Raw genomic sequence first — 18274 nt, 5'->3', positions numbered from 1 at the left:
GGAAGGCGAAAGCAGGCTCACTCCTGCAACGCCGCCACCTGTACATCCTCCTGCTGATGTATGGCTGATCACCCGGCCATCAGTTATCCAACGGGATAAGCACCTGCTCATCCGGCGCCAGCACCATGAACACCAGCAACTTGGCAGGCTTGGTCGAGCTGGCGTTTTTCGACACCAGATGCTCGGAGCCGGCCGGCTCGTACCAGAACTGGCCCTTCTTGTAGGTGATCGCCTGTTCGCCCTTCACTTGGGAAATTATTTCGCCGTCCAGCACGTAAGCCATCGCGGTGCCTTCGTGTTTATGGGCGATCGAGGACTGGCCGGGTTTGTAGTCGACTTCGATCATCATGGCTTTCTTGCCGGGGGCGTTTTTCAGCAGTTGTTCCTGCAGGACGGTGATTTTCTCGGACGGATCGTGGGCCATCGCCGATGCGGACAGGGTGAAGGCGAGGGCCGCGGCGAAGAAGGGCAGGGCTTTCATGGCGGATTACCTGTGAGGGTTGAGGTGTGATCACAGTAGGCCGCAAAGGCGCCGGTTCAAACGGCCAATATTCGGGAAGATCAGGTGACCAATCCAGGGAAGGCGAGAAACCGTGGCGAGGGAGCAAGCTCCCTCCCACAGGTGCGTGCTAGACGATGGGAAAGCTGTTGCTCCTGCGGGGTCGGTGCAAACGACCAATGCGGGAAGATCAGGTGACCCATTCAGGCAAGGCGAGTAACCGTGGCGAGGGAGCTTGCTCCCGCTGGGGTGCGCAGCGCCCCCAAAACCTGCGATCCGATTCCTTCAGGAGAATCACTCCGGCCGGTTTGACGACTGCTGCGCAGCCGAGCGGGAGCAAGCTCCCTCCCACAGGTGCGTGCTAGACGATGGGAAAGCTGTTGCCCCTGCAGGCCGGGTCAAACGGCCAATGCGGGAAGATCAGGTGACCAATCTTTGTCAAAAGCAAAGATCGCAGCCTTCGGCGGCTCCTACAGGGGAACGCATTCCAGAGTAGGAGCTGCCGAAGGCTGCGATCTTTTGATCTTGCTTTTAAATGATTGGGAAGCTGTTGAAATCGACGCTATTGGCCAGGCGGCTATCGATCAGGTCGATAAACCCCTGCGCCTCGGGCCGGTTGAAATGCGCCTGCATCGCCGCTTCCGACTGCCAGCGCGCACTGACCGTCCAGCGGTGGCTGTCCTCGGGGCAGCGGTCGACCAAGTAGGAATCGCAGCCCGGGGTTTCGCGCAGGGTGTCGACGATCTTTTGCAATTGCTTGCCGAGCTCTTCCGAGCGGCCCGCAGCAGCCTTTACCTGAACCGTGTTGATCACTTCGCTGGACATTGCTCACACTCCTGAATCAGGCCGGACGAATCCTGCTCATTGAGGGATAACGCCTGTGCAGAATAGGCCTGCAACCGTGAATCACCAATAACCAATCGGCAGTAAAAGCCTTATACCAAGGGCTCATGACAGCTGTTCGAGGATGTCACGCAGGCGATCGAGGGCTGTGTCGATATCAAGGGTTTCGATGGCGCCGAAGCCGAAGTACAAGCCTTCCTTCGCCGGCTGTTGGTAGTAGAAGCCACTGATCGCATACAGGCCGACTTCGACCTTTTTCGCCAGCTCGATGACCAGCGGTAAATCAATCGGCACCTTGCAGAACACCGCCATGTGAAACCCGGCAGTGGCCGGCACGGCTTGCAGCCATGGCGCGAGATCGGTTGCCATGCGCTCGAGAATCCGTTCGCGCCGTTGCGCGTAGATCGTGTGGCAACGGCGGATGTGCTTGAGCAGGCAGCCCTCGGCGATGAACTTGGCCAGCGCCCATTGCGGCAGGGTCGAGGCATGCAGATCGGTCAACTGTTTGGCACGAATCACCGCCTCGATGATCGACGGCGGCAGGATCGCGTAGCCGAGGCGCAACTCCGGCAGCAGGGTTTTCGAGAAGGTGCCGACGTAGGCGACGATGCCGCGCTGATCGAGGTTATACAGCGAATCGGTGGGCCGGCCTTCGTAGCGGAATTCACTGTCGTAGTCGTCCTCGATGATGATCGCGCCCAGTTCATGAGCGCGGGCGAGCAGGGCCTCGCGGCGCGCCTGACTCATCGCCATGCCCAGCGGAAACTGGTGCGACGGCGTTACATAAATCAGCCTTGTGCCGTCGGGAATCTCCTCGACCTGAATGCCCTCGGCATCCACCGGCACCCCGACCACCTCGGCGCCGTGCGTGCCGAACAGCAAGCGCGCGGGCGGATAACCGGGATCCTCCATCGCCACCAGACTGCCGGGACGGGTCAGTACGCGCGCAATCAGGTCCAGCGCCTGTTGTGCGCCGTTGCATACGACGATGTCCTCGTCCTGACAATTGATGCCACGGGAAAACGCAATGTGCCGGGCGATCGCATTGCGCAGCGCGGGCAAGCCTTCGGCGACGCTGTAGAAACCTTTCGACTGCGCCATCTGCCGCATCGCATGGGCGACGCAGCGGCGCCAGTCATCCTGCGGGAACTGGCCCTTACTGGTGGCGCCACCGATGAAGTCGTAGCGCAGCGAACCTTCCAGCGTCGGATGACGCAGGAACACCGGCAGATTGCGCCAGCTCTCGATCACCTCGGCACTGGCCAGCTCGGTGTGGCTCTGCTTGCGCTGCACTTGGGCGGGGCGGGCGTTGACGTAGGTGCCTTTGCCGATCACCCCGGTGAGGAAGTTTTCGTAGGTCAGCTGCGCATAGGTGTCGGAAATGGTCTTGCGCGAGATGCCCAACTGCTCGGCCAGCAGGCGGCTGGGCGGCAACTGCGTACCTGCCGCCAAGCGCCCGGATTCAATCGCCGCGCGCAACTGCTGATACAACTGACCGGCAAGATCCTTGCGGCCGTTGATCACGACATGAAGTTCCATACCGACGAGGCTCCCGGAGGTGAATGAAGTGTCGGTCAGATTAGCGTTGTTGGGCTTTTGGCAGTAGTTGCGTGGAGTAAAAACCGCAAATTGGCGCATGTCCCTTGTAGGAGTGAGCCTGCTCGCGATGGCGGTGGATCAGCCACCATCAATGTTGAATGACAAATCGCTATCGCGAGCAGGCTCACTCCTACAGGGAAATGTGTGTGGCCGTGGTTCGGTGGTGTCCTCATTAATCGTCAAATTGGGTCTGTCATGCGGTCATCCCAGCCCTTACCGTGAACTCATCATTCCGCCTGCCGAGAGCCGCGCCATGTCCCTGCGTCTGGATTACTACAACGCGTCGCCCAAGGCGATGAAAGCGATGATTGCCATGGAGGCGCTGACCAGCAACCTGAGTATCGAAGCACCGCTGCTGCAACTGATCCGAATCCGCGCCTCGCAACTCAACGGCTGTGCGTTCTGCACCGACATGCACTCGGTGGACGCGCGGCGAGCCGGGGAGAGCGACCGGCGCCTGTATGCGATCGCCGTGTGGCGCGACAGCAACTTCTTCAACCCCCGTGAACGGGCCGCGCTGGCCTGGGCCGAGGCGGTGACGCTGTTGTCCGAAAGCCACGTGCCCGATGACGTCTACCAGCAGGCGCGCGAGCAGTTCGATGAAGGTCAACTGGTGGACCTGACGGTTGCCGTCAGCACCATCAACAGCTGGAATCGCCTCGCCGTCAGCTTCCGCCAGACCCCGAGTGACTGATCACCACACCGGCAATCTCAGCCCACACAGAAATTGATCACCACACAACCCTGTGGCGAGGGAGCTTGCTCCCGCTCGGCTGCGCAGCAGTCGCAAAGCCTGAGCATGCGGTGGGTCAGGCAAAACCGGTTCGGCAGTTTTGGGGGCGCTACGCACCCCAGCGGGAGCAAGCTCCCTCGCCACAAAATGGCAATCTCAGCCCACACAGAGACTGTTCACCACACAACCCTGTGGCGAGGGAGCTTGCTCCCGCTCGGCTGCGCAGCAGTCGCGAAGCCTGAGCATGCGGTGGGTCAGGCAAAACCGGTTCGGCAGTTTTGGGGGCGCTACGCACTCCAGCGGGAGCAAGCTCCCTCGCCACAAAATGGCAATCTCAGCCCACACAGAGATTGATCACCACACAACCCTGTGGCGAGGGAGCTTGCTCCCGCTCGGCTGCGCAGCAGTCGCAAAGCCTGAGCATGCGGTGTGTCAGGCAAAACCGGTTCGGCAGTTTTGGGGACGCTACGCACCCAGCGGGAGCAAGCTCCCTCGCCACAAAAGGCAATCTCAGCCCACACAGAAATTGATCACCACACAACCCTGTGGCGAGGGAGCTTGCTCCCGCTCGGCTGCGCAGCAGTCGCGAAGCCTGAGCATGCGGTGGGTCAGGCAAAACCGGTTCGGCAGTTTTGGGGGCGCTACGCACCCCAGCGGGAGCAAGCTCCCTCGCCACAAAATGGCAATCTCAGCCCACACAGAAACCGCGTCACTGCGGCGGCCGCTGCGGCTTCACCGAGGTGCCAAACGTATTCCCCATCCGCGTACTCGTCGCCGCCGGCGTCGCCAGCCCGACCTGATTCGGCGGTCGCTTGTGCACCGGCACATTCAACGCTTCCATGTTCTTCTGCGCCGCCGCCGCGCCGTCCGGATTGTTGCCCATCTGCTGGCTCAGGCAATCGTAATTCGGCGACTTGTAACCGCCGACCGTGACCTCGACACAGCCCAGCGGCTCCTCCGCCTGCGCCGTGCCCACCGTCATCAGCAAGACCCACATCCACCGTGTTTTCATGTCCGCCTCCTGGCCCGCCCGATTGGGCAGCTCTGGGGTTTGAGTCTAGTGCAAGCGCAGCGCAAAACCCGTGATGGTTTTTTTGCACCGCCCGTCATACCAGAGTCATAAATGCCCCGCAGGATAGCGATTTTCAGGGGTGCGCCAGTCGTGCAGCGAGGCAGTTCGCGGATCAGTCTTCAGCGCTCGGCGACGCTTGTGCGCCGCGCGGGTCTGGGGTGGCTGCTCGGTCTGCTGGCCAGCGCAGTGAATGCCGATGCTGCACCGGCGGATATGCGCATGACCTTGCACATCCCCGCGCAGGAACTGACTCGGGCGCTGGATCAGTACAGCCGTGCCACCGGCGTCGCGGTGTTGGTCGACAGCCAGTTGAGCCGGGGCCGTCGTTCCCTTGCCGTGGATGGCGAATTCACCGCCGCTGACGCCTTGCGCCATTTGCTCGGCGGCACCGGGTTGATGGCACGCTACGCCCGCGCCGACGCGTTCACCTTGCAAGCGGCGCAGGTGGAGGATCTGCCAGCGCCGACGGACAAACCTACGCCGGCCGCTGTCGCGGTCAATCGCAGTTACGCGACGGCGGTGCAAGCAGCGATCGAGCGCAAGCTGTGCCGCTCGCCGCTGACCCGCCCGGGCAGTTATCGCGCGGTGTTGCAGGTGTGGGTCGGACGCGACGGCGTGGTGCAGCACAACCGGTTGGTCACTTCGACCGGCGATGTACGGCGCGATAACGCGCTGGTGGAAAGTTTTCGCAACCTCACAATCGATCGGCCGACGCCCAGCGCCTTGCGCCAGCCGGTCACGTTGCTGTTGTTACCGGAGTCGTCAGGGAAACGCATGGAATGCACGAGATGGGAAGGAGTTTCCGGGGGATGAAAGACGCCGGACAAAGCTTGATGGGCCAGCTGTTCCTCAGCTCCTACGAGGATTTTCGCGTGCGCCTGCGCCGCCGCCTCGGCTCCGAGGACCTGGCCAACGACGTGCTGCACGAAACCTGGCTGCGCGTCGATCGCATGGAGACTCCACCGAACCTGCTCAAGCCCAACGCCTACCTGTATCGCATGGCCCTCAACATTGCCGCCGACCGCCGTCAGGCCGATGCGCGTTTGCTCACCGGCACCGAAGTCGAGGAACTGCTGCAACTGGGCGACGAAGCCCTCGATCCGGCGCGGGTCGTCGGCGGGCAAAAGGAAATGCAGGCCCTGCTTAGCGCCTTGTACGAACTGCCCGCACGGCGTCGGCGGATCTTCATCGCCGCGCGGCTGGAGGAGGCGCCGCACCTGGAAATTTCCCAGCGGTTCGGCATTTCCACGCGCATGGTCGAGAAGGAAATCAAAGCCGCGTTGAGCTTCTGCGCGGCGAAACTGGAAAGAAAAGTGTTTCAGCGGTTCGGTCGCGGGGCCGGAAAACCGTCTAGCGAATAGTGACCCGATTAATCCGTTGAGAATTTGCGCGTTTGAACATCTTTCGACTGAAACCCGCCGAGCCTTCGGCCGACGAGTCCCTGCACAGCGAAGCCCGCGACTGGCTGATCCTGCTGACCTCGGGCCGCGCCACCGTCGCCGACGCCCGCGCCCTGCGCGAATGGTGCGCGCAGAGCGGCGAACACGCCCAGGCGTTCGAAGAAACCAAGCGCCTGTGGCATCGCCTGCAACCGGCCGCCGAAGCCTTGCAGGGCCGGCGCAGCTTCGGCCGACGGGCATTTCTCGGCGGCGCAATTGCCGCCTCAGCCGCATTCCTGCTGGTGCGCGGCACGATTCCCGGCGGCTTCGAAGGCTTGGGCGCCGACTACATCACCGAAGTCGGCCAGCAACGCCGGGTCGAACCGGCACAAGGCGTCAGCCTCGAACTGAACACCCAGACCCGCATCAACCAGCGCAGCGTCGAAAACGGCGTGCAGGGTTTTGAACTGGTCAGCGGCGAAGTCGAAGTGCAAACCGCACGCCTGCCGCTGGCGATGCAGGCCGGAGCAGGGTGGTTGCGCGCCAGCCAGGCCCGCTTCAACCTGCGCAACACCGACCAGCAAGTCTGCGTGACCTGCCTCGACGGCGCGGTCGAAGTGGACGTTGCAGGCCTTAGCCTGCGCCTCCAACCGGGCCAGCAAATCACCTACGACAAAGGTCAGGTGGGCAACGTACAAACCGTCGACACCGCCGCCGTGATGAACTGGCGCCAACAAGTGCTGGTATTCAACGGCGCGACCCTCAGCCAAATGATCGACGAAATCAACCGCTACCGCCCCGGCATGCTCCTGCTGCTCAACCGCGAACTCGGCCAACGCCGCGTCCAGGCCCGCTTCAACCTCGACCAACTCGCGGGTGTCGCATTGCTTATCCGCGACGCCTACGGCATCAAATGCACCGAACTGCCGGGCGGCGTGGTCGTCCTCAGCTAACCAAAGCCCAGCGCAATCCAACTGTAGGAGCTGCCGAAGGCTGCGATCTTCTGATCTTGATCCTGCCTTCTGTGGGAGCTGGCTTGCCAGCGATGACGGCCTCACAGCCACCCAATCCCCAACTGCCTACACCCAATCCAAATGTAGGAGCTGCCGAAGGCCGCGATCTTCTGATCTTGCTTTTGCTTTCTGTGGGAGCTGGCTTGCCAGCGATAACGGCCTAACAGCCAACCAAGCTAAAGCTGACTGCCCCCAATTCAATTGTGGGAGCGAGCCTGCTCGCGAAAGCGGTCTACCAGTGGCAACAACATTGACTGACCCACCGCAATCGCGAGCAGGCTCACTCCTACAAAAAAGCCGCGGTGATCCCGGCTATTGCAACAACCCAATCACCTGCCGATACCGCTCAACCCCCTGCGCCGTCTGCCGACTCAAACTAATCTCCAACCCCAACGGATCCTCCCGCCGATTCCCGCTCAACTGCCGCCAGCCTTTGTCCACCTCCCAAACCCGCACCTGCACATCACTCACCTCACTCAACACAGCGACCCCATTAACAGGCGCCGGCAACGGATAGCGACTGCGCGCCTCAGCCACCGCCCGATACAACGTATCCCCCTTGACCCACCACCGAACCCGCTGCAACGCTCCCGGCTGATCCGCCGCGCCACGAATAATGTCCAGCCGAAACCCCTTGCTGTCACTGCTGCGCACCGTCACCGCTGGCGGCGCGGTCGGCGCCTCATCCTCAGCCCCGACCTTGCGCGGCTCACTCAACTCCACCCCCGCACGCATGTCCACATCCCGCTGCAACTGGTTCAACACCCGCAACAACCCATCGCTCTGCTCACTGCGGGCCTGCAAATGACTGTCCGCCCGCGTCACGCTGTCGAGCCCGCGCCAGGCAATCAGACTCACCACCGCCATCAGCAGAATCGCGACCATCACCTCAATCAGAGTGAACCCTTGCTGAGTCTTCATTGAATACTGATCCGCCCACTGCCATCGCGCAGCACACTCAGCCGATTGGCCCCATCCGACAAAATCAGCCGCAACGGCGGATTGATCCACTCGGCATTCAACACCACCGTCTGCCGCGGCTCCACCCGCACCCCCACCTTCGGGCTTTGCCACGCACGCGGGCGCAACTGCGCGTCCTCCTTGAACGACTCAAACCCCACGCCATCATCCCCACGCCGGCCAAACCGAAACCCCTTGGCATCCGCCACCCACACAATCGGCCGCCCATCGGCGCGAGCCTCCGCCTGCGCCACCTGCAACAACTGCGCAACCCGCTCGGCATCCTTGCGCAACAACTGCAACGGATCGGGCTTGATACTCAAACTGATCGCCGCACTGGCAATCCCGATGATCACCAGCACCACCATCAACTCGATCAACGTAAAACCCTGCTGCCTGCTCATCACCCACGCGCTCCTTGGCGTCCCACCCCATCGTGCCCGGCGAACATGTAAGGCATGTGAAATAAAACGGAGAGAATTGCCGCGTAGGCTGGCAACAGGGACAACAAGGAGCGACAACCCATGAAATTCACCGCACAGATTACCCCGGCGCAAACCGTCCAGGCCCTGGCACTGCTCACCGCCCTGGTGGGCGTCGCCACGTGGTCGTCGCTGCTGCTGACCACGGCGGAATCGCACACGCCAGCGGCAGCCCCGCAAGTGTTCGCGGCCAGGAGTGATAGCCCGGCGTTGCAGTGGTTTTCCAATGAGACCGCGCCGGTGGATATCAAGGTGAGCGGGGTGATCGCGGGCGGGAGTGGGACGGTGGCGATATTGAGTTTGAATGATGGCGCGCCGAGGAGTTTTTTGGTGGGGGAGAAGGTTGGGGTTGGGGTGAAGTTGGTGGGGGTTGAGGGGGATGGGGTGGTGATTGAGCGGGGTGGGGAGAGGGTGAGGTTGGGGGTGGAGAGGTTGGGGGAGGGGGTGGAGATGCCTAGTCTCAGGAGACCTTGATTCGCGGGATGAACGCACATTTCCTGCACAGCGCTGCCTGAGAGTAAACCGTAATCCGATTGTTTGCAGCTATCCGGCAATTGATGGAGTATTTCACGCATTCTTTTTTGCGGAGCACAAGCCAATGAAACCCTTAGTTGAATATTGTCATGGTGCTGTCAGATCCTTAAATGCTCAATATGAAATGACTAGGGTGCTAGGGCACTCTGTCACTGCAGGTTCAGCGCGAGAACGGCTCATTCAAGATTTTCTTCTTGCACATCTTCCAGAGATGACCAGTATCGTTAGTGGGGTGATCATTGACTCGGAGGGCAGGCGCTCTAAGCAGCAAGACATTGTTTTGATGTTGAAGTCTATGCCTAGGCTTCCATTTGCTAGCGGTCACGATCTCATATTTCAAGAGGGAGCCGTAGCGACTTTTGAGATCAAAACAGAAATAACGTCATCTGTTCTTGAGTCCATTTCTCTGAATATTGAAAGCGTTAAAAAACTTACTCCAAGTACGCTTGCTGCTGTTGAGTTTGGTGACCTAGATTGGCCTTGTAATAGAATATTGAATGCCGTTATCACGTATGGAGGATCTAGTTTGGAGAATATTGAGCAAACCATGATGACCCTCCCGGAGCCCCGCCGGCCAGACGTTTATTTTGATTTGGCAAAAGGGATGTTAGTGAAAAATGAGGGGGTGTTGTTTAACCTTAACGGTTCAAGCCCCTATCTTATGTTCGAAGACCCCGCCGTTGGCCTTGCGCGTCTGCTTACACTATTATCAAAAATAACTGGGCGTTTAGTCATGCGGGGTGTGGAGTGGGAGTCGTACATAAAATAGCTGGCGTTATTTGGATGAAGCTCAAGGGGACGGATCCATTCTTCCGAATCGATGCATCCCCTTTTCCCCACATTTTTTTACGCAGGCCGCTATGCCCGCTAACTAAATCCGCAGGCCGCTTTAGGTAAGAGCTTTCAATGTGTAGCTATTTGCTCATGGCTTTATAGTGTTCAGAGTATCCGCACTCTTCAAAAATCAACCTAAGACCGTCTTTGAAAACCTCGTGGTTAAACTCCTTTATGTCAAAAATGTTCTGGCCCAAGGAATGTGATTCTCGATTCATGTATCTGTAGAAGGTCGTGAATTTATCAGCCTGTAGAGCTGGTGTTTGAAAAACGTTATTGAAGTCCTTTTTTTGAACAAAATTGAAAAAATATTCAACTATATTTCGCATGCAGTTTGCAATTAGTGCAGGTGGCGACGCCTGGTCTTTTATGAGTGACCAGTATGATTGATAGTCATTCTGAATTTCCTCATACTTCATCGGAATTATAGAGCTCCCGTTCGTATTCTTAAAAACTCTGAATAGATGCTGAGTGTCCGCACGCGTTTGATGGTTTGTATGAGTAAGTTCATAGAAAAAATACAAGCTATGAGTCAGTACGATAACCTGCTTGTAGATGTCATCGTTTATGAAATATTTTTTGATCAATTGTCCGATATTGAAAATGTATAGATGAGAGAGGCTCGAAATGGGGTCATCAATTACAATGACTTTGGCTTGTGGAACAGCAGTAGCTGTTTTTTGTCCTTTGCAAAGCTCCATGAAGTAGAGAAAGCTGATAACAGTCTTTTCACCCTCGCTCAGTGAATGAAAAGCATTTTCTTGATCGGTAGTTCTAGATATGCGATAAAAAATCATCACCATATGGCACTACAGAAAAGCTATCGATACCAATTTCTACTAGTCCGGAATTGATGTTCTCAATTGACTCTTCGATATTCACTGTCTGTTTTCTAAGGTTCGCGATTTTACCGCTAGATACTCTGACGTCTGCGCCGATATCAGTTGCAGTTTGGCCTATTTTAGTCATATCTTCTTTCAGCGCTGATGCCGTCTGAGAATACGCAGAAATCGTCTGGTCGTAATTCCAGCGCATCAGCGTCCAGAAACGAGATCTTATGTAGTCTTTGGTTTTTTTCTTATTTGCCAGTTTCTCATTGTGTGCGTCAATAAGATCGTTCAAACTTTTGATCAATTGGTTGATCAGATCGACGGTAGAGCTTGTATCGGTAAGAATAATCGGTGTGCTCGGATTTTTGATTTTATTACCAATGTGCAGAATATTTTCACGTATTGATGCCCGCAAGGCTTCACAGGCCAGAAGCCAAGCATCTGTAAGCTCCTTTTTTGCAAGGGGAGAATTTGAAATATCTTGAATGTTTAGGTTGGAGGTTAGTGTTTCATATTGAGCTTTGATTAATTCAAGTTGATTGATATCTTGCTCGTAGGCCTCGTCGAAAACATGTCGTATAGAATCGATGATGTTTTTCGTGATTGTTTCTTGCTGGCAAAAAGGGCAGGTCTGAGGATTTTCTTCACCTGAAATGTACTGAAGCCCTTGCTTCACCCAGTCAGAATTCTTGGTCTTAGCAATGAATTCAGCAACCGATCCCTCTTGACTACCTACGATGACCTTCGACCATAATGGATCGTTCTCAATACTCAGCCACCCAGCAGAAAGAATAGGATAGGTTGTGGATGAAGCTGCACCTTCTCCCTCAATTGATGATGCTTCAGCTTTCAAGTCTTCAACGGTATAGCTAGGCGCTTGTTCAGGTAGCGGTAAGCTGACAATATGCTGAAAAAGGAGCTCGGTCCTTTTCAAGTTTTCTAGGCAGAACTCTAGTACTCGATCACCGCCTGAGAAGGTTGTTTTAATTTCCCAAACCTTACTACTTGTTTTTTTCTTTTCTTCTTCGAGCTGTGTGGCTGTCTCGGTAGCTAGATTTGTATTTTTTGCTGAGAGGTTAAGTGTTTCTTAAGAAGTTCTGTTTCGGCTTCGATTTGCTGGAGAGCCTCTTTGTTTTCTTTAGAAAGAGTGAAGATCCCTTTCAAACTGTCCTCTTCATAGAAATAATCTTTTAAAAAGCTCTGATTGTATACAAGGATTTCGCAAGTTTGGTTTGTTTTTAAGCTGCATTTTACAAACTGTGGTGCGTTTTGGTTGTACAAAAACTCGGAGATAGTACTCTTTCCTGCACCGTTCAGTCCGTATATAAGTGACGTTTTATTTGTTGGGGAAAGGGTGGATTTAGATTTGTAGCTGGTCACGCCTTCTATATTCAATTCCGTGATCATGAAGAAACTCCAGAATGCTAAGTGGCTTTGCGCCATCTCTGTTGGCGGAGATGAGCATAGGCGAGGAACGGGACGTCTGCCATTTTGTCTTTGGGTAGGTGTAATCGAATTCGGTTTAAAGGCAACCGAGGGGATGTGATGGGATACATAGGGCATGCGTGAGGCACGTCCTACCCGGCCGTTTAAAAAGATGCTTCCAACATGCGAGGGGCGATAGGGGTACCGGCACAAGGGGACGGATCTGTGGAGAGATCCGAGACGGAATGAAGGTTCCAATAAACACCAATGTTTAAAAAGAAACCTCCCGCCACGCTTTTGGGCTACACATCCTTGCGCCTTTGCCTACAGCTGCGCCAGAATCCGCCGGCTTGTGCGCCTTGGGGGCGGGTTCTATTGTGGTGCGGTCGCTGACGAATCAGCGATCGGGTTTCGCAGCCCGGATCAATCAAGGCGCACAGCGCTCCAAGTCGTTGCCGTTTCGGCAATGGTGCTTTATGGCGGCTGTGCGCGGGATACCTTCGGGTATGCCGGGTTCCTTGATTCCCGGTCTGCGAACCTGCGTACAGCTGCCACCTCTCTTCGTTTCGCAGCGAAACGTGGCGGCTCCAATAATCAAGGAGTTGCACCATGATCAAACCAACACCCAACCCACCCGAAACCGACCCCACGTCTCCCTACGAATCCCTCGATTCAAACAAACTCCACGAAGCCGCTGACCGCGCGCTCAATCATTACCTGTCTCCAAACAATCTCCTGCCGCCGCCACGTAAGGCGCGTGGGATGTATGCGGTGACGGCGGATACCAAGAATGAAGAACTGCTGGCGGATGCGAGTGAAACGCTTGCTTCGGCGAAGACGATTGCTCAGGACATTTCCAGTTTGTTGCCAGCGCCGCAGCGGCGGGCGTTGTTGGGGGTTGCTCAACTGATCATGCTGGGGGAGCTGGCGGTGAATCGGGCGCTAGATAATTTGGAGTTGCCGGGTTGATGTGGAGTAGGGCTGGCAGCGATGGCAGATGCGCTGTTTCTGCTGCCTGATGATCCGCTATCGCCAGCGGGCTGGCTCCCACAGGGTTCTGCGTTGGTAACGGATATTGTGTTCGTCGCTGAAACCTGTGGGAGCGGGTCGGTTTAGTTTTACGTGATTATTGAGGCGCATCAGGACATTCACGGGTCCATCGCGTGACTGTCATGTCATTGAACTGCTCGCCTATCGTATCGACGCGCAGGCAAGCGCCTTTCTTCGAGTAGTACAAGCTGCAGCGCGAGCTATCAAACGAGCAGGTGTCCAGTTCGAAGTAGTTTCGTGTAGCCAGCTCCCTCTCCAGGCCACTTTATTCATAACCGTCGGTGGTGTGCATCCACGTTGGCTTCCATCCTTGTTTGACCAGTTTGGACTTGGCCGCAGCCAAACGCTCACCGACGACGATGCCTGCTGGACCGCGCTTGTCGTTTGGCGCCTGTGAGTCATCGGCAAACGCTGCGCTGATACCCATGCAGTAAAGTGCGGCAAGTACAAGGATCGAAGCTTCGATTTCACAGTTCCTTCAGCTGACTTGTAGCTCGACAAAACCAGTCATGACTACCGCGCACCCAAGCGGATCTGCCCGGTTGCCTTTAATTCACGAAGCTTTTCTTGCCATGCGGCGCGATCGGTCTTGGGAGTTATCGGATCGAAAGCGAGATACTGCCTGTCACACCACGCATCGATTTGGCCGAGCCAATAGGTTTGGCCGGCGTGCCCCGTGTCGAGGCGTTTCAGCAAGTAGCCGAGTTGTTGCCACGTCGGAACAAGTCGGAAAATGGTGCTGCGCCGTTTCGACGTAAGTTCATGCCAGTCTTGATCAAGTTTGGCCATCAATCTGATGTTCAATACGAACCACGGTATTTTGTCCAGTTTCGCAATCACCAACCCAAACACTTTCTCCGAAGGATCATCAAGCGCCTCGAACAGCTCAGACAGTTGATCATCGCGAAGCAGGCGTGTCGCGGCTTGTCGCACGGTCACATAGGTCGATCGCAGCGCAGGTGTATGCCATCGCTCTGGCAACTCCACAGCCAGTTCTGCGGCGAGGCCAATCACGCCCAGCCAATGTTGTTTTACCGTGGGTAGAGGCTGGCTTAAGCGCTGGGTGAGGACTGCGCGCGCATCAACTTCGTTACGAGCTGCAGCCCAAAGCGCGAGATTGCGGACCGCCGGTGAAACATCCAACAAAGTTTCGCGCAGTACAGGTTTCGGATCGGCGAGCAGCGGCAGCAGCGCATAAAGCACGCGTACGCGGATTTTGGCGCCGGGGTGAGACATGGCTTCAAGGAGCAACGGCAGACTCTGCGTCGCCGGCAGTGTCAGGCTCGCCGACACCGCCATCAACCGTACGGTCAACTCGCGATGAGCCAACGCACTTCGTATGAGCGTTTCGGGAGACTCGGGGGCTTCAAGCAAAAGCGTAAACAGGTAGCGCGCGGCTTTGCCCTGGCGATTCAAGAAGTCGGCGTAGACCTCATCCCAGCAGTCCACCGATTGCAGCATCGCTCGGACCGCCGACAGTGTCTGGGCGTGGTCGACCCGGCGTTGCGCTGCCAATGCCATCAAGGGTTCCAGTGCTGATAACCATGCCTGGGTGTGATCTGGTGACAGGTAGTGCTTCAGGCCTTGCGCTGCCAAGTCGCGAACCTGAGGGACCCAATCGTTCAGACGTTCGATCAACACGGCTAATGCTTGGGGGGACGGTTGCCTGCACAGTTCTCGCACTGTGCGTCCTTGCGAGTACATATTGTTTGCGCAAAAGCAGCAGCCTACGCGACTTGCTCTTGCGGGCAAAATTCTCGAGTTGTGATGTGCGGGGGCGGCAGCGGGTTGATTGGTTGTTTGGGCTGGCGCTTTCGCGAGCAGGCTCGCTCCCACAGGGATTTGTGCTGATTACAGAGTCGTGGACTAGGCCGAGATCCCCACCTTTCTCTGCTTTCGGCATTGCGCTTGGCAAAGTTAGGGGCGGTCTAACAAAAAGCGAGGTGATCGACCATCACCCTGATGGGTGATGGGTTCGACGCATGACGCGGGTTTAGATATTCGGGGTGTAAGAGAAACCTTGCGAAGCTTCGGTATCGGAGAACGGCGTTACGCGAGTTTTCTTGTTGAACAGGCCATTGACCACCGAGCCTGGGAACATTTCGATGGAGTTGTTGAACAGCTCGACGTTGCGGTTGTAGATGGTGATGGCTGCGCCGACGTTCTCTTGTTGTTCGGCAATTTCACGCATCATGTTGTTCGCCGCTTCTGATGCTTTGAGGTCCGGGTAGGCCTCGAACGCGATGCGCAATCCACCCATCAGCTCCCGCGAGGCGGTTTCAACGGTCGCGAGGGCATTGCCGTTTGCGCCGGCGGGGAGGGCGTTGATCGCGCTGCGCAGGCCGGTGATTTTTTCCAGGAGACTGGCTTCATAAACCATAAAGTCTCCAAGTACCTTTTGAAGCTGGTCGAGCACTTTGGTCTTCTGGCGTTCGTAAACGAGAACGTCCGACCAGGCGCGTTGTACTCGGTTGTGGCCCCCGATGATGCCGTTGTAGATGCTGAAGCCCACTATGACGATGACGACAGCGATAACAGCGACGAGGATGAGTGCAATGTCCATGCTTATTTCTCTTGGCGGTTTACAGGGGGAAGGGAGCTGAAGTTGTCATCGTGCAGCTCACTGAGTTCATGGCTCCATTGGAGCACAGACATCAAGCGCGGCAGTTCGATACCGGCGTCAATTTCTGCGTAAAACTCGTTGGGTGAAGTCAGCGAGTACTCCGTACTGAACGTGAACAGGTCGTTGTTTGCAAAGCTGAGGCAGAGTTTTCCGTTGTCGGAGAACTCCAGGTTGGGACGATGGAGAATGTCGAATAGCTTCAGCAAGTGCAGCACTGTGGATGGCTTGATGAATTTTGCACAAAGCATCTCGCTCTGGCCCGTCAACCGGAATGCTTTGTTGAAATCCAGAGAAGCCGTGTCCATGGGCCACGCATAGTCGTTCTCTGACTGATCATCAGATCTGACGGATATACCGGTCACCCATGGAAAGTCGATGACCAGGCTGTATCGGTCGTAGTGGTCGTACACCACGCGCGTCTCCGTTCTTTTATTTCCATCTTTGTCGGTCACCGTGGTGTGCACCTTGCGTCTGTTGACGTAGTGCAACTGGCGGTACGTGTACGGGATTTTGCGCAGCGTGCCGGTGAATACGCCCTGAATCGATTCAACCAGACTGCGGCTGTAGTTGCCCCGGCTGTAATCACCAAATTGCGCATCCAGCCTGTTGAGGGTTCGGTCCGAATCTTCTTCCAGGCAGATCAAACCGTTGTGAAAGAAGGACGACAGTTGAGCAATTCTGCTGCTGAGCGACGGCAAGCGACCAGATTTGGATTTCATCCATGCCAGACTCCAAACGACAATCACCAGGCCGAGCAAACTAGGCGCCATGGCGAAAAAGTCGGGATCAAGTTGCAGCCGGTAAAAAAAATAAACGACGCTGTAGGTGTTCTGAAACCAGTAGAGGGCCAGAGTGCTTGCGATCAATAAAAGGCCAGTGCCGAAAAACCACCATGAGCGTGTTCGATCGAATTCGAGCGGGCCACTGTACGAGGCGAAGTCTTGGATCACGTTCAATAGGTCGGTCTTGGATTCGGCGCTTTCAACACTGGCCTCGCTCACAGCCAGCAACTTTTTTAATCTCGCGTTCTGCGATGTCTTGGGCATGTCAGGTATCCATTGATTCAGGGATGCCTGGCGCGGATGCAGCCGCCCGGATTGAGGATTTGGTGCTATTCATAATCTGTCAGAAATTTGAAAAAGGAGGGGACGATAGCATTGTCAGGGCAATGATGGCTTCTGGCCTGTCTCAGTATCTGGAAATGTTTCTTCTGGGAGGGGGCCGACCGAGGTGTCTTGTGTTGTACATCGACCTGGAAGACCTTAGCGACTATGGCTTTGCTGGGCTTCAGCGATGCTGGATTCAGAGCGATACGTTCAGGTCGGCGTATCTCACGAATTTCCCCGAATCGGTTCCCTCTCCCCCGGGAGAGGGCTAGGGTGAGGGGCTTCCCGGCCGTGACAATAAGGTCTCCAGTCTGGCCAACGGCGGCGCATCCTGGTTTCGGTCGAATACTTGAATGCCAATCTTGAGCAACCGCCCATTCTCTGCGCTGGCGATCACCTGTTCGCAGCGCAACATAAGTCTTCCTTGATCACATTCAAAAGCCTTCATCCCATTCGGCAATCGACCTTCCAGCCGTAGCTCAGCCATCCGGCTCTGCGCGGCAATCAACGCGATCGATCGATCCCGCAACAGCCCATTACTCTGCGTCATCAACCCGGCCACGCGCACGGCGGCAGACATGGCGACGGCGATGATTGCCAGTGCCACCAGCACTTCAATCAGGGTGAATCCTTCCTCTCGCGTTCGCGCGCGCATACATGGCCCAAAAGCAAAACCCAGCCCTCGACGCTAACCCCCGTCCTTGACGGCTTGACGACGGAAACACCCGAGGATTTTCAACATCCCTGACATATCTTCTTGCAACACTGCGCGTCGAAATCAGGTCAAGCCAGGGAATGTCGAGATGGATATCGCACCTTTGAAAACGCTCAGTCAGTCGCCGCGCATGCCACGTGGGCAGCAGGGTTTTACCTTGATCGAGATCATGGTGGTGGTGGTGATTCTGGGGATTCTGGCGGCGATGGTGGTGCCCAAGGTGCTCGACCGGCCGGATCAGGCGCGGGCGACGGCGGCGAAGCAGGATATTGGTGGGTTGATGCAGGCGTTGAAGTTGTATCGCCTCGATCACGGCACCTATCCGAGCATGAATCAGGGGCTGAAGGTGCTGGTCGAGCGGCCGGCGGATGCGAAGAACAGCAACTGGCGTTCGTATCTGGAGCGTTTGCCGAACGACCCGTGGGGCCGGCCTTATCAGTACCTCAACCCGGGCGCGAATGGTGAGGTCGATATCTTTTCCCTCGGCGCCGATGGCCAGCCTGACGGCGATGGCGTGAATGCCGATATCGGTTCCTGGCAGCTGTAAGGCCGGCCGTGAACACAGGTTCGCTCAACG

General features: G+C 56.6%; 21 protein-coding genes and 1 pseudogene. 8 read left to right on the top strand and 14 right to left on the bottom strand.

What is annotated here, in order from left to right; genetic code table 11:
- Nucleotides 1-79 precede the first annotated feature (79 nt).
- From LIS66_RS14975 to LIS66_RS14965, 3 genes are all read right to left on the bottom strand, one after another.
- Nucleotides 80-481, bottom strand: coding sequence for a cupin domain-containing protein (locus LIS66_RS14975; RefSeq protein WP_227972474.1), 402 nt, complete (start codon nt 479-481; stop codon nt 80-82).
- 549 nt (nt 482-1030) lie between these two features.
- The gene (locus LIS66_RS14970; protein WP_227972473.1) at nt 1031-1324 is read right to left on the bottom strand and encodes a putative quinol monooxygenase; all 294 of its coding nucleotides are present in this window, start codon (nt 1322-1324) and stop codon (nt 1031-1033) included.
- A 123-nt stretch (nt 1325-1447) separates the two neighbouring features.
- Entirely contained in the window at nt 1448-2881 is a 1434-nt protein-coding gene (locus LIS66_RS14965; protein WP_227972472.1) for a PLP-dependent aminotransferase family protein, read from the bottom strand.
- Between the two features lie 313 nt (nt 2882-3194).
- Here LIS66_RS14965 and LIS66_RS14960 point away from each other — a divergent pair, with 313 nt between their 5' ends.
- On the top strand, nt 3195-3635 hold the full coding sequence (locus LIS66_RS14960) for a carboxymuconolactone decarboxylase family protein (RefSeq protein ID WP_042606797.1): 441 nt from the start codon (nt 3195-3197) through the stop codon (nt 3633-3635).
- A 748-nt stretch (nt 3636-4383) separates the two neighbouring features.
- Here the strand turns inward: LIS66_RS14960 and LIS66_RS14955 are convergent.
- Nucleotides 4384-4671 carry a hypothetical protein gene (locus LIS66_RS14955; protein WP_227974520.1) on the bottom strand — a complete coding sequence of 96 codons (288 nt, stop codon included), beginning with the start codon at nt 4669-4671 and terminating at the stop codon, nt 4384-4386.
- Nucleotides 4672-4836: 165 nt separating this feature from the next.
- Between LIS66_RS14955 and LIS66_RS14950 the strand changes: the two genes are divergently transcribed.
- The 3 genes from LIS66_RS14950 to LIS66_RS14940 are packed head-to-tail and all read left to right on the top strand — an operon-like array spanning nt 4837 to nt 7078.
- Entirely contained in the window at nt 4837-5559 is a 723-nt protein-coding gene (locus LIS66_RS14950) for a secretin and TonB N-terminal domain-containing protein (RefSeq protein WP_042606799.1), read from the top strand.
- Complete coding sequence (locus tag LIS66_RS14945; protein ID WP_042606800.1) at nt 5556-6107, top strand: RNA polymerase sigma factor; 552 nt, start codon at nt 5556-5558, stop codon at nt 6105-6107. Before LIS66_RS14950 ends, LIS66_RS14945 begins: the two co-directional genes overlap by 4 nt.
- 32 nt (nt 6108-6139) lie before the next feature.
- Nucleotides 6140-7078, top strand: coding sequence for a FecR family protein (locus tag LIS66_RS14940; protein WP_116659106.1), 939 nt, complete (start codon nt 6140-6142; stop codon nt 7076-7078).
- A 372-nt stretch (nt 7079-7450) separates the two neighbouring features.
- On the opposite strand, the gene LIS66_RS14935 is transcribed toward LIS66_RS14940, so the two are convergent.
- On the bottom strand, nt 7451-8059 hold the full coding sequence (locus LIS66_RS14935) for a prepilin-type N-terminal cleavage/methylation domain-containing protein (RefSeq protein ID WP_227972471.1): 609 nt from the start codon (nt 8057-8059) through the stop codon (nt 7451-7453).
- Nucleotides 8056-8502: a GspH/FimT family pseudopilin gene (locus LIS66_RS14930; RefSeq protein WP_227972470.1), complete on the bottom strand. Its 447-nt coding sequence runs from the start codon at nt 8500-8502 to the stop codon at nt 8056-8058. The genes LIS66_RS14935 and LIS66_RS14930 overlap by 4 nt, the downstream gene beginning before the upstream one ends.
- 120 nt (nt 8503-8622) lie before the next feature.
- Here LIS66_RS14930 and LIS66_RS14925 point away from each other — a divergent pair, with 120 nt between their 5' ends.
- Entirely contained in the window at nt 8623-9054 is a 432-nt protein-coding gene (locus LIS66_RS14925; RefSeq protein WP_227972469.1) for a general secretion pathway protein GspC, read from the top strand.
- Between the two features lie 124 nt (nt 9055-9178).
- Nucleotides 9179-9883: a DUF6602 domain-containing protein gene (locus LIS66_RS14920; protein ID WP_227972468.1), complete on the top strand. Its 705-nt coding sequence runs from the start codon at nt 9179-9181 to the stop codon at nt 9881-9883.
- A gap of 145 nt (nt 9884-10028) precedes the next feature.
- On the opposite strand, the gene LIS66_RS27970 is transcribed toward LIS66_RS14920, so the two are convergent.
- From LIS66_RS27970 to LIS66_RS27745, 3 genes and pseudogenes are all read right to left on the bottom strand, one after another.
- The gene (locus LIS66_RS27970) at nt 10029-10745 is read right to left on the bottom strand and encodes an AAA family ATPase (RefSeq protein WP_416220762.1); all 717 of its coding nucleotides are present in this window, start codon (nt 10743-10745) and stop codon (nt 10029-10031) included.
- Nucleotides 10723-11784 (bottom strand): annotated as a pseudogene (locus tag LIS66_RS27750) (AAA family ATPase); the annotation flags it as partial. The pseudogene LIS66_RS27750 and the gene LIS66_RS27970, both read right to left, overlap by 23 nt.
- A gap of 44 nt (nt 11785-11828) precedes the next feature.
- Complete coding sequence (locus LIS66_RS27745) at nt 11829-12185, bottom strand: AAA family ATPase (RefSeq protein ID WP_265583184.1); 357 nt, start codon at nt 12183-12185, stop codon at nt 11829-11831.
- Nucleotides 12186-12812: 627 nt separating this feature from the next.
- Here LIS66_RS27745 and LIS66_RS14910 point away from each other — a divergent pair.
- Nucleotides 12813-13172 carry a DUF6124 family protein gene (locus tag LIS66_RS14910; protein ID WP_042606808.1) on the top strand — a complete coding sequence of 120 codons (360 nt, stop codon included), beginning with the start codon at nt 12813-12815 and terminating at the stop codon, nt 13170-13172.
- Between the two features lie 346 nt (nt 13173-13518).
- On the opposite strand, the gene LIS66_RS14905 is transcribed toward LIS66_RS14910, so the two are convergent.
- The 5 genes from LIS66_RS14905 to gspI form a co-directional block, all read right to left on the bottom strand.
- Nucleotides 13519-13680: a hypothetical protein gene (locus tag LIS66_RS14905; protein WP_227972467.1), complete on the bottom strand. Its 162-nt coding sequence runs from the start codon at nt 13678-13680 to the stop codon at nt 13519-13521.
- An 86-nt stretch (nt 13681-13766) separates the two neighbouring features.
- The gene (locus LIS66_RS14900) at nt 13767-14894 is read right to left on the bottom strand and encodes a PBS lyase (protein ID WP_227972466.1); all 1128 of its coding nucleotides are present in this window, start codon (nt 14892-14894) and stop codon (nt 13767-13769) included.
- A gap of 352 nt (nt 14895-15246) precedes the next feature.
- Nucleotides 15247-15816 (bottom strand): LemA family protein, encoded by a 570-nt coding sequence (locus tag LIS66_RS14895; protein WP_159245424.1) that lies wholly within the window; start codon nt 15814-15816, stop codon nt 15247-15249.
- 2 nt (nt 15817-15818) lie between these two features.
- The gene (locus LIS66_RS14890) at nt 15819-16922 is read right to left on the bottom strand and encodes a hypothetical protein (RefSeq protein WP_227972465.1); all 1104 of its coding nucleotides are present in this window, start codon (nt 16920-16922) and stop codon (nt 15819-15821) included.
- 328 nt (nt 16923-17250) lie between these two features.
- Entirely contained in the window at nt 17251-17637 is a 387-nt protein-coding gene (gspI, locus tag LIS66_RS14885) for a type II secretion system minor pseudopilin GspI (protein WP_227972464.1), read from the bottom strand.
- A gap of 148 nt (nt 17638-17785) precedes the next feature.
- On the opposite strand from gspI, the gene gspG reads away from it, so the two are divergent.
- Nucleotides 17786-18244 (top strand): type II secretion system major pseudopilin GspG, encoded by a 459-nt coding sequence (gene gspG / locus LIS66_RS14880; protein WP_056789534.1) that lies wholly within the window; start codon nt 17786-17788, stop codon nt 18242-18244.
- Nucleotides 18245-18274: the final 30 nt, after the last annotated feature.

It is taken from the genome of Pseudomonas sp. HN2 (genome assembly GCF_020736465.1).
In the GTDB taxonomy this organism is placed as follows: Bacteria; Pseudomonadota; Gammaproteobacteria; order Pseudomonadales; family Pseudomonadaceae; genus Aquipseudomonas; species Aquipseudomonas moraviensis_A.
The sequence above is the reverse complement of the archived record's forward strand: the minus strand, read 5'-3'. Positions and strand labels throughout refer to the sequence as shown.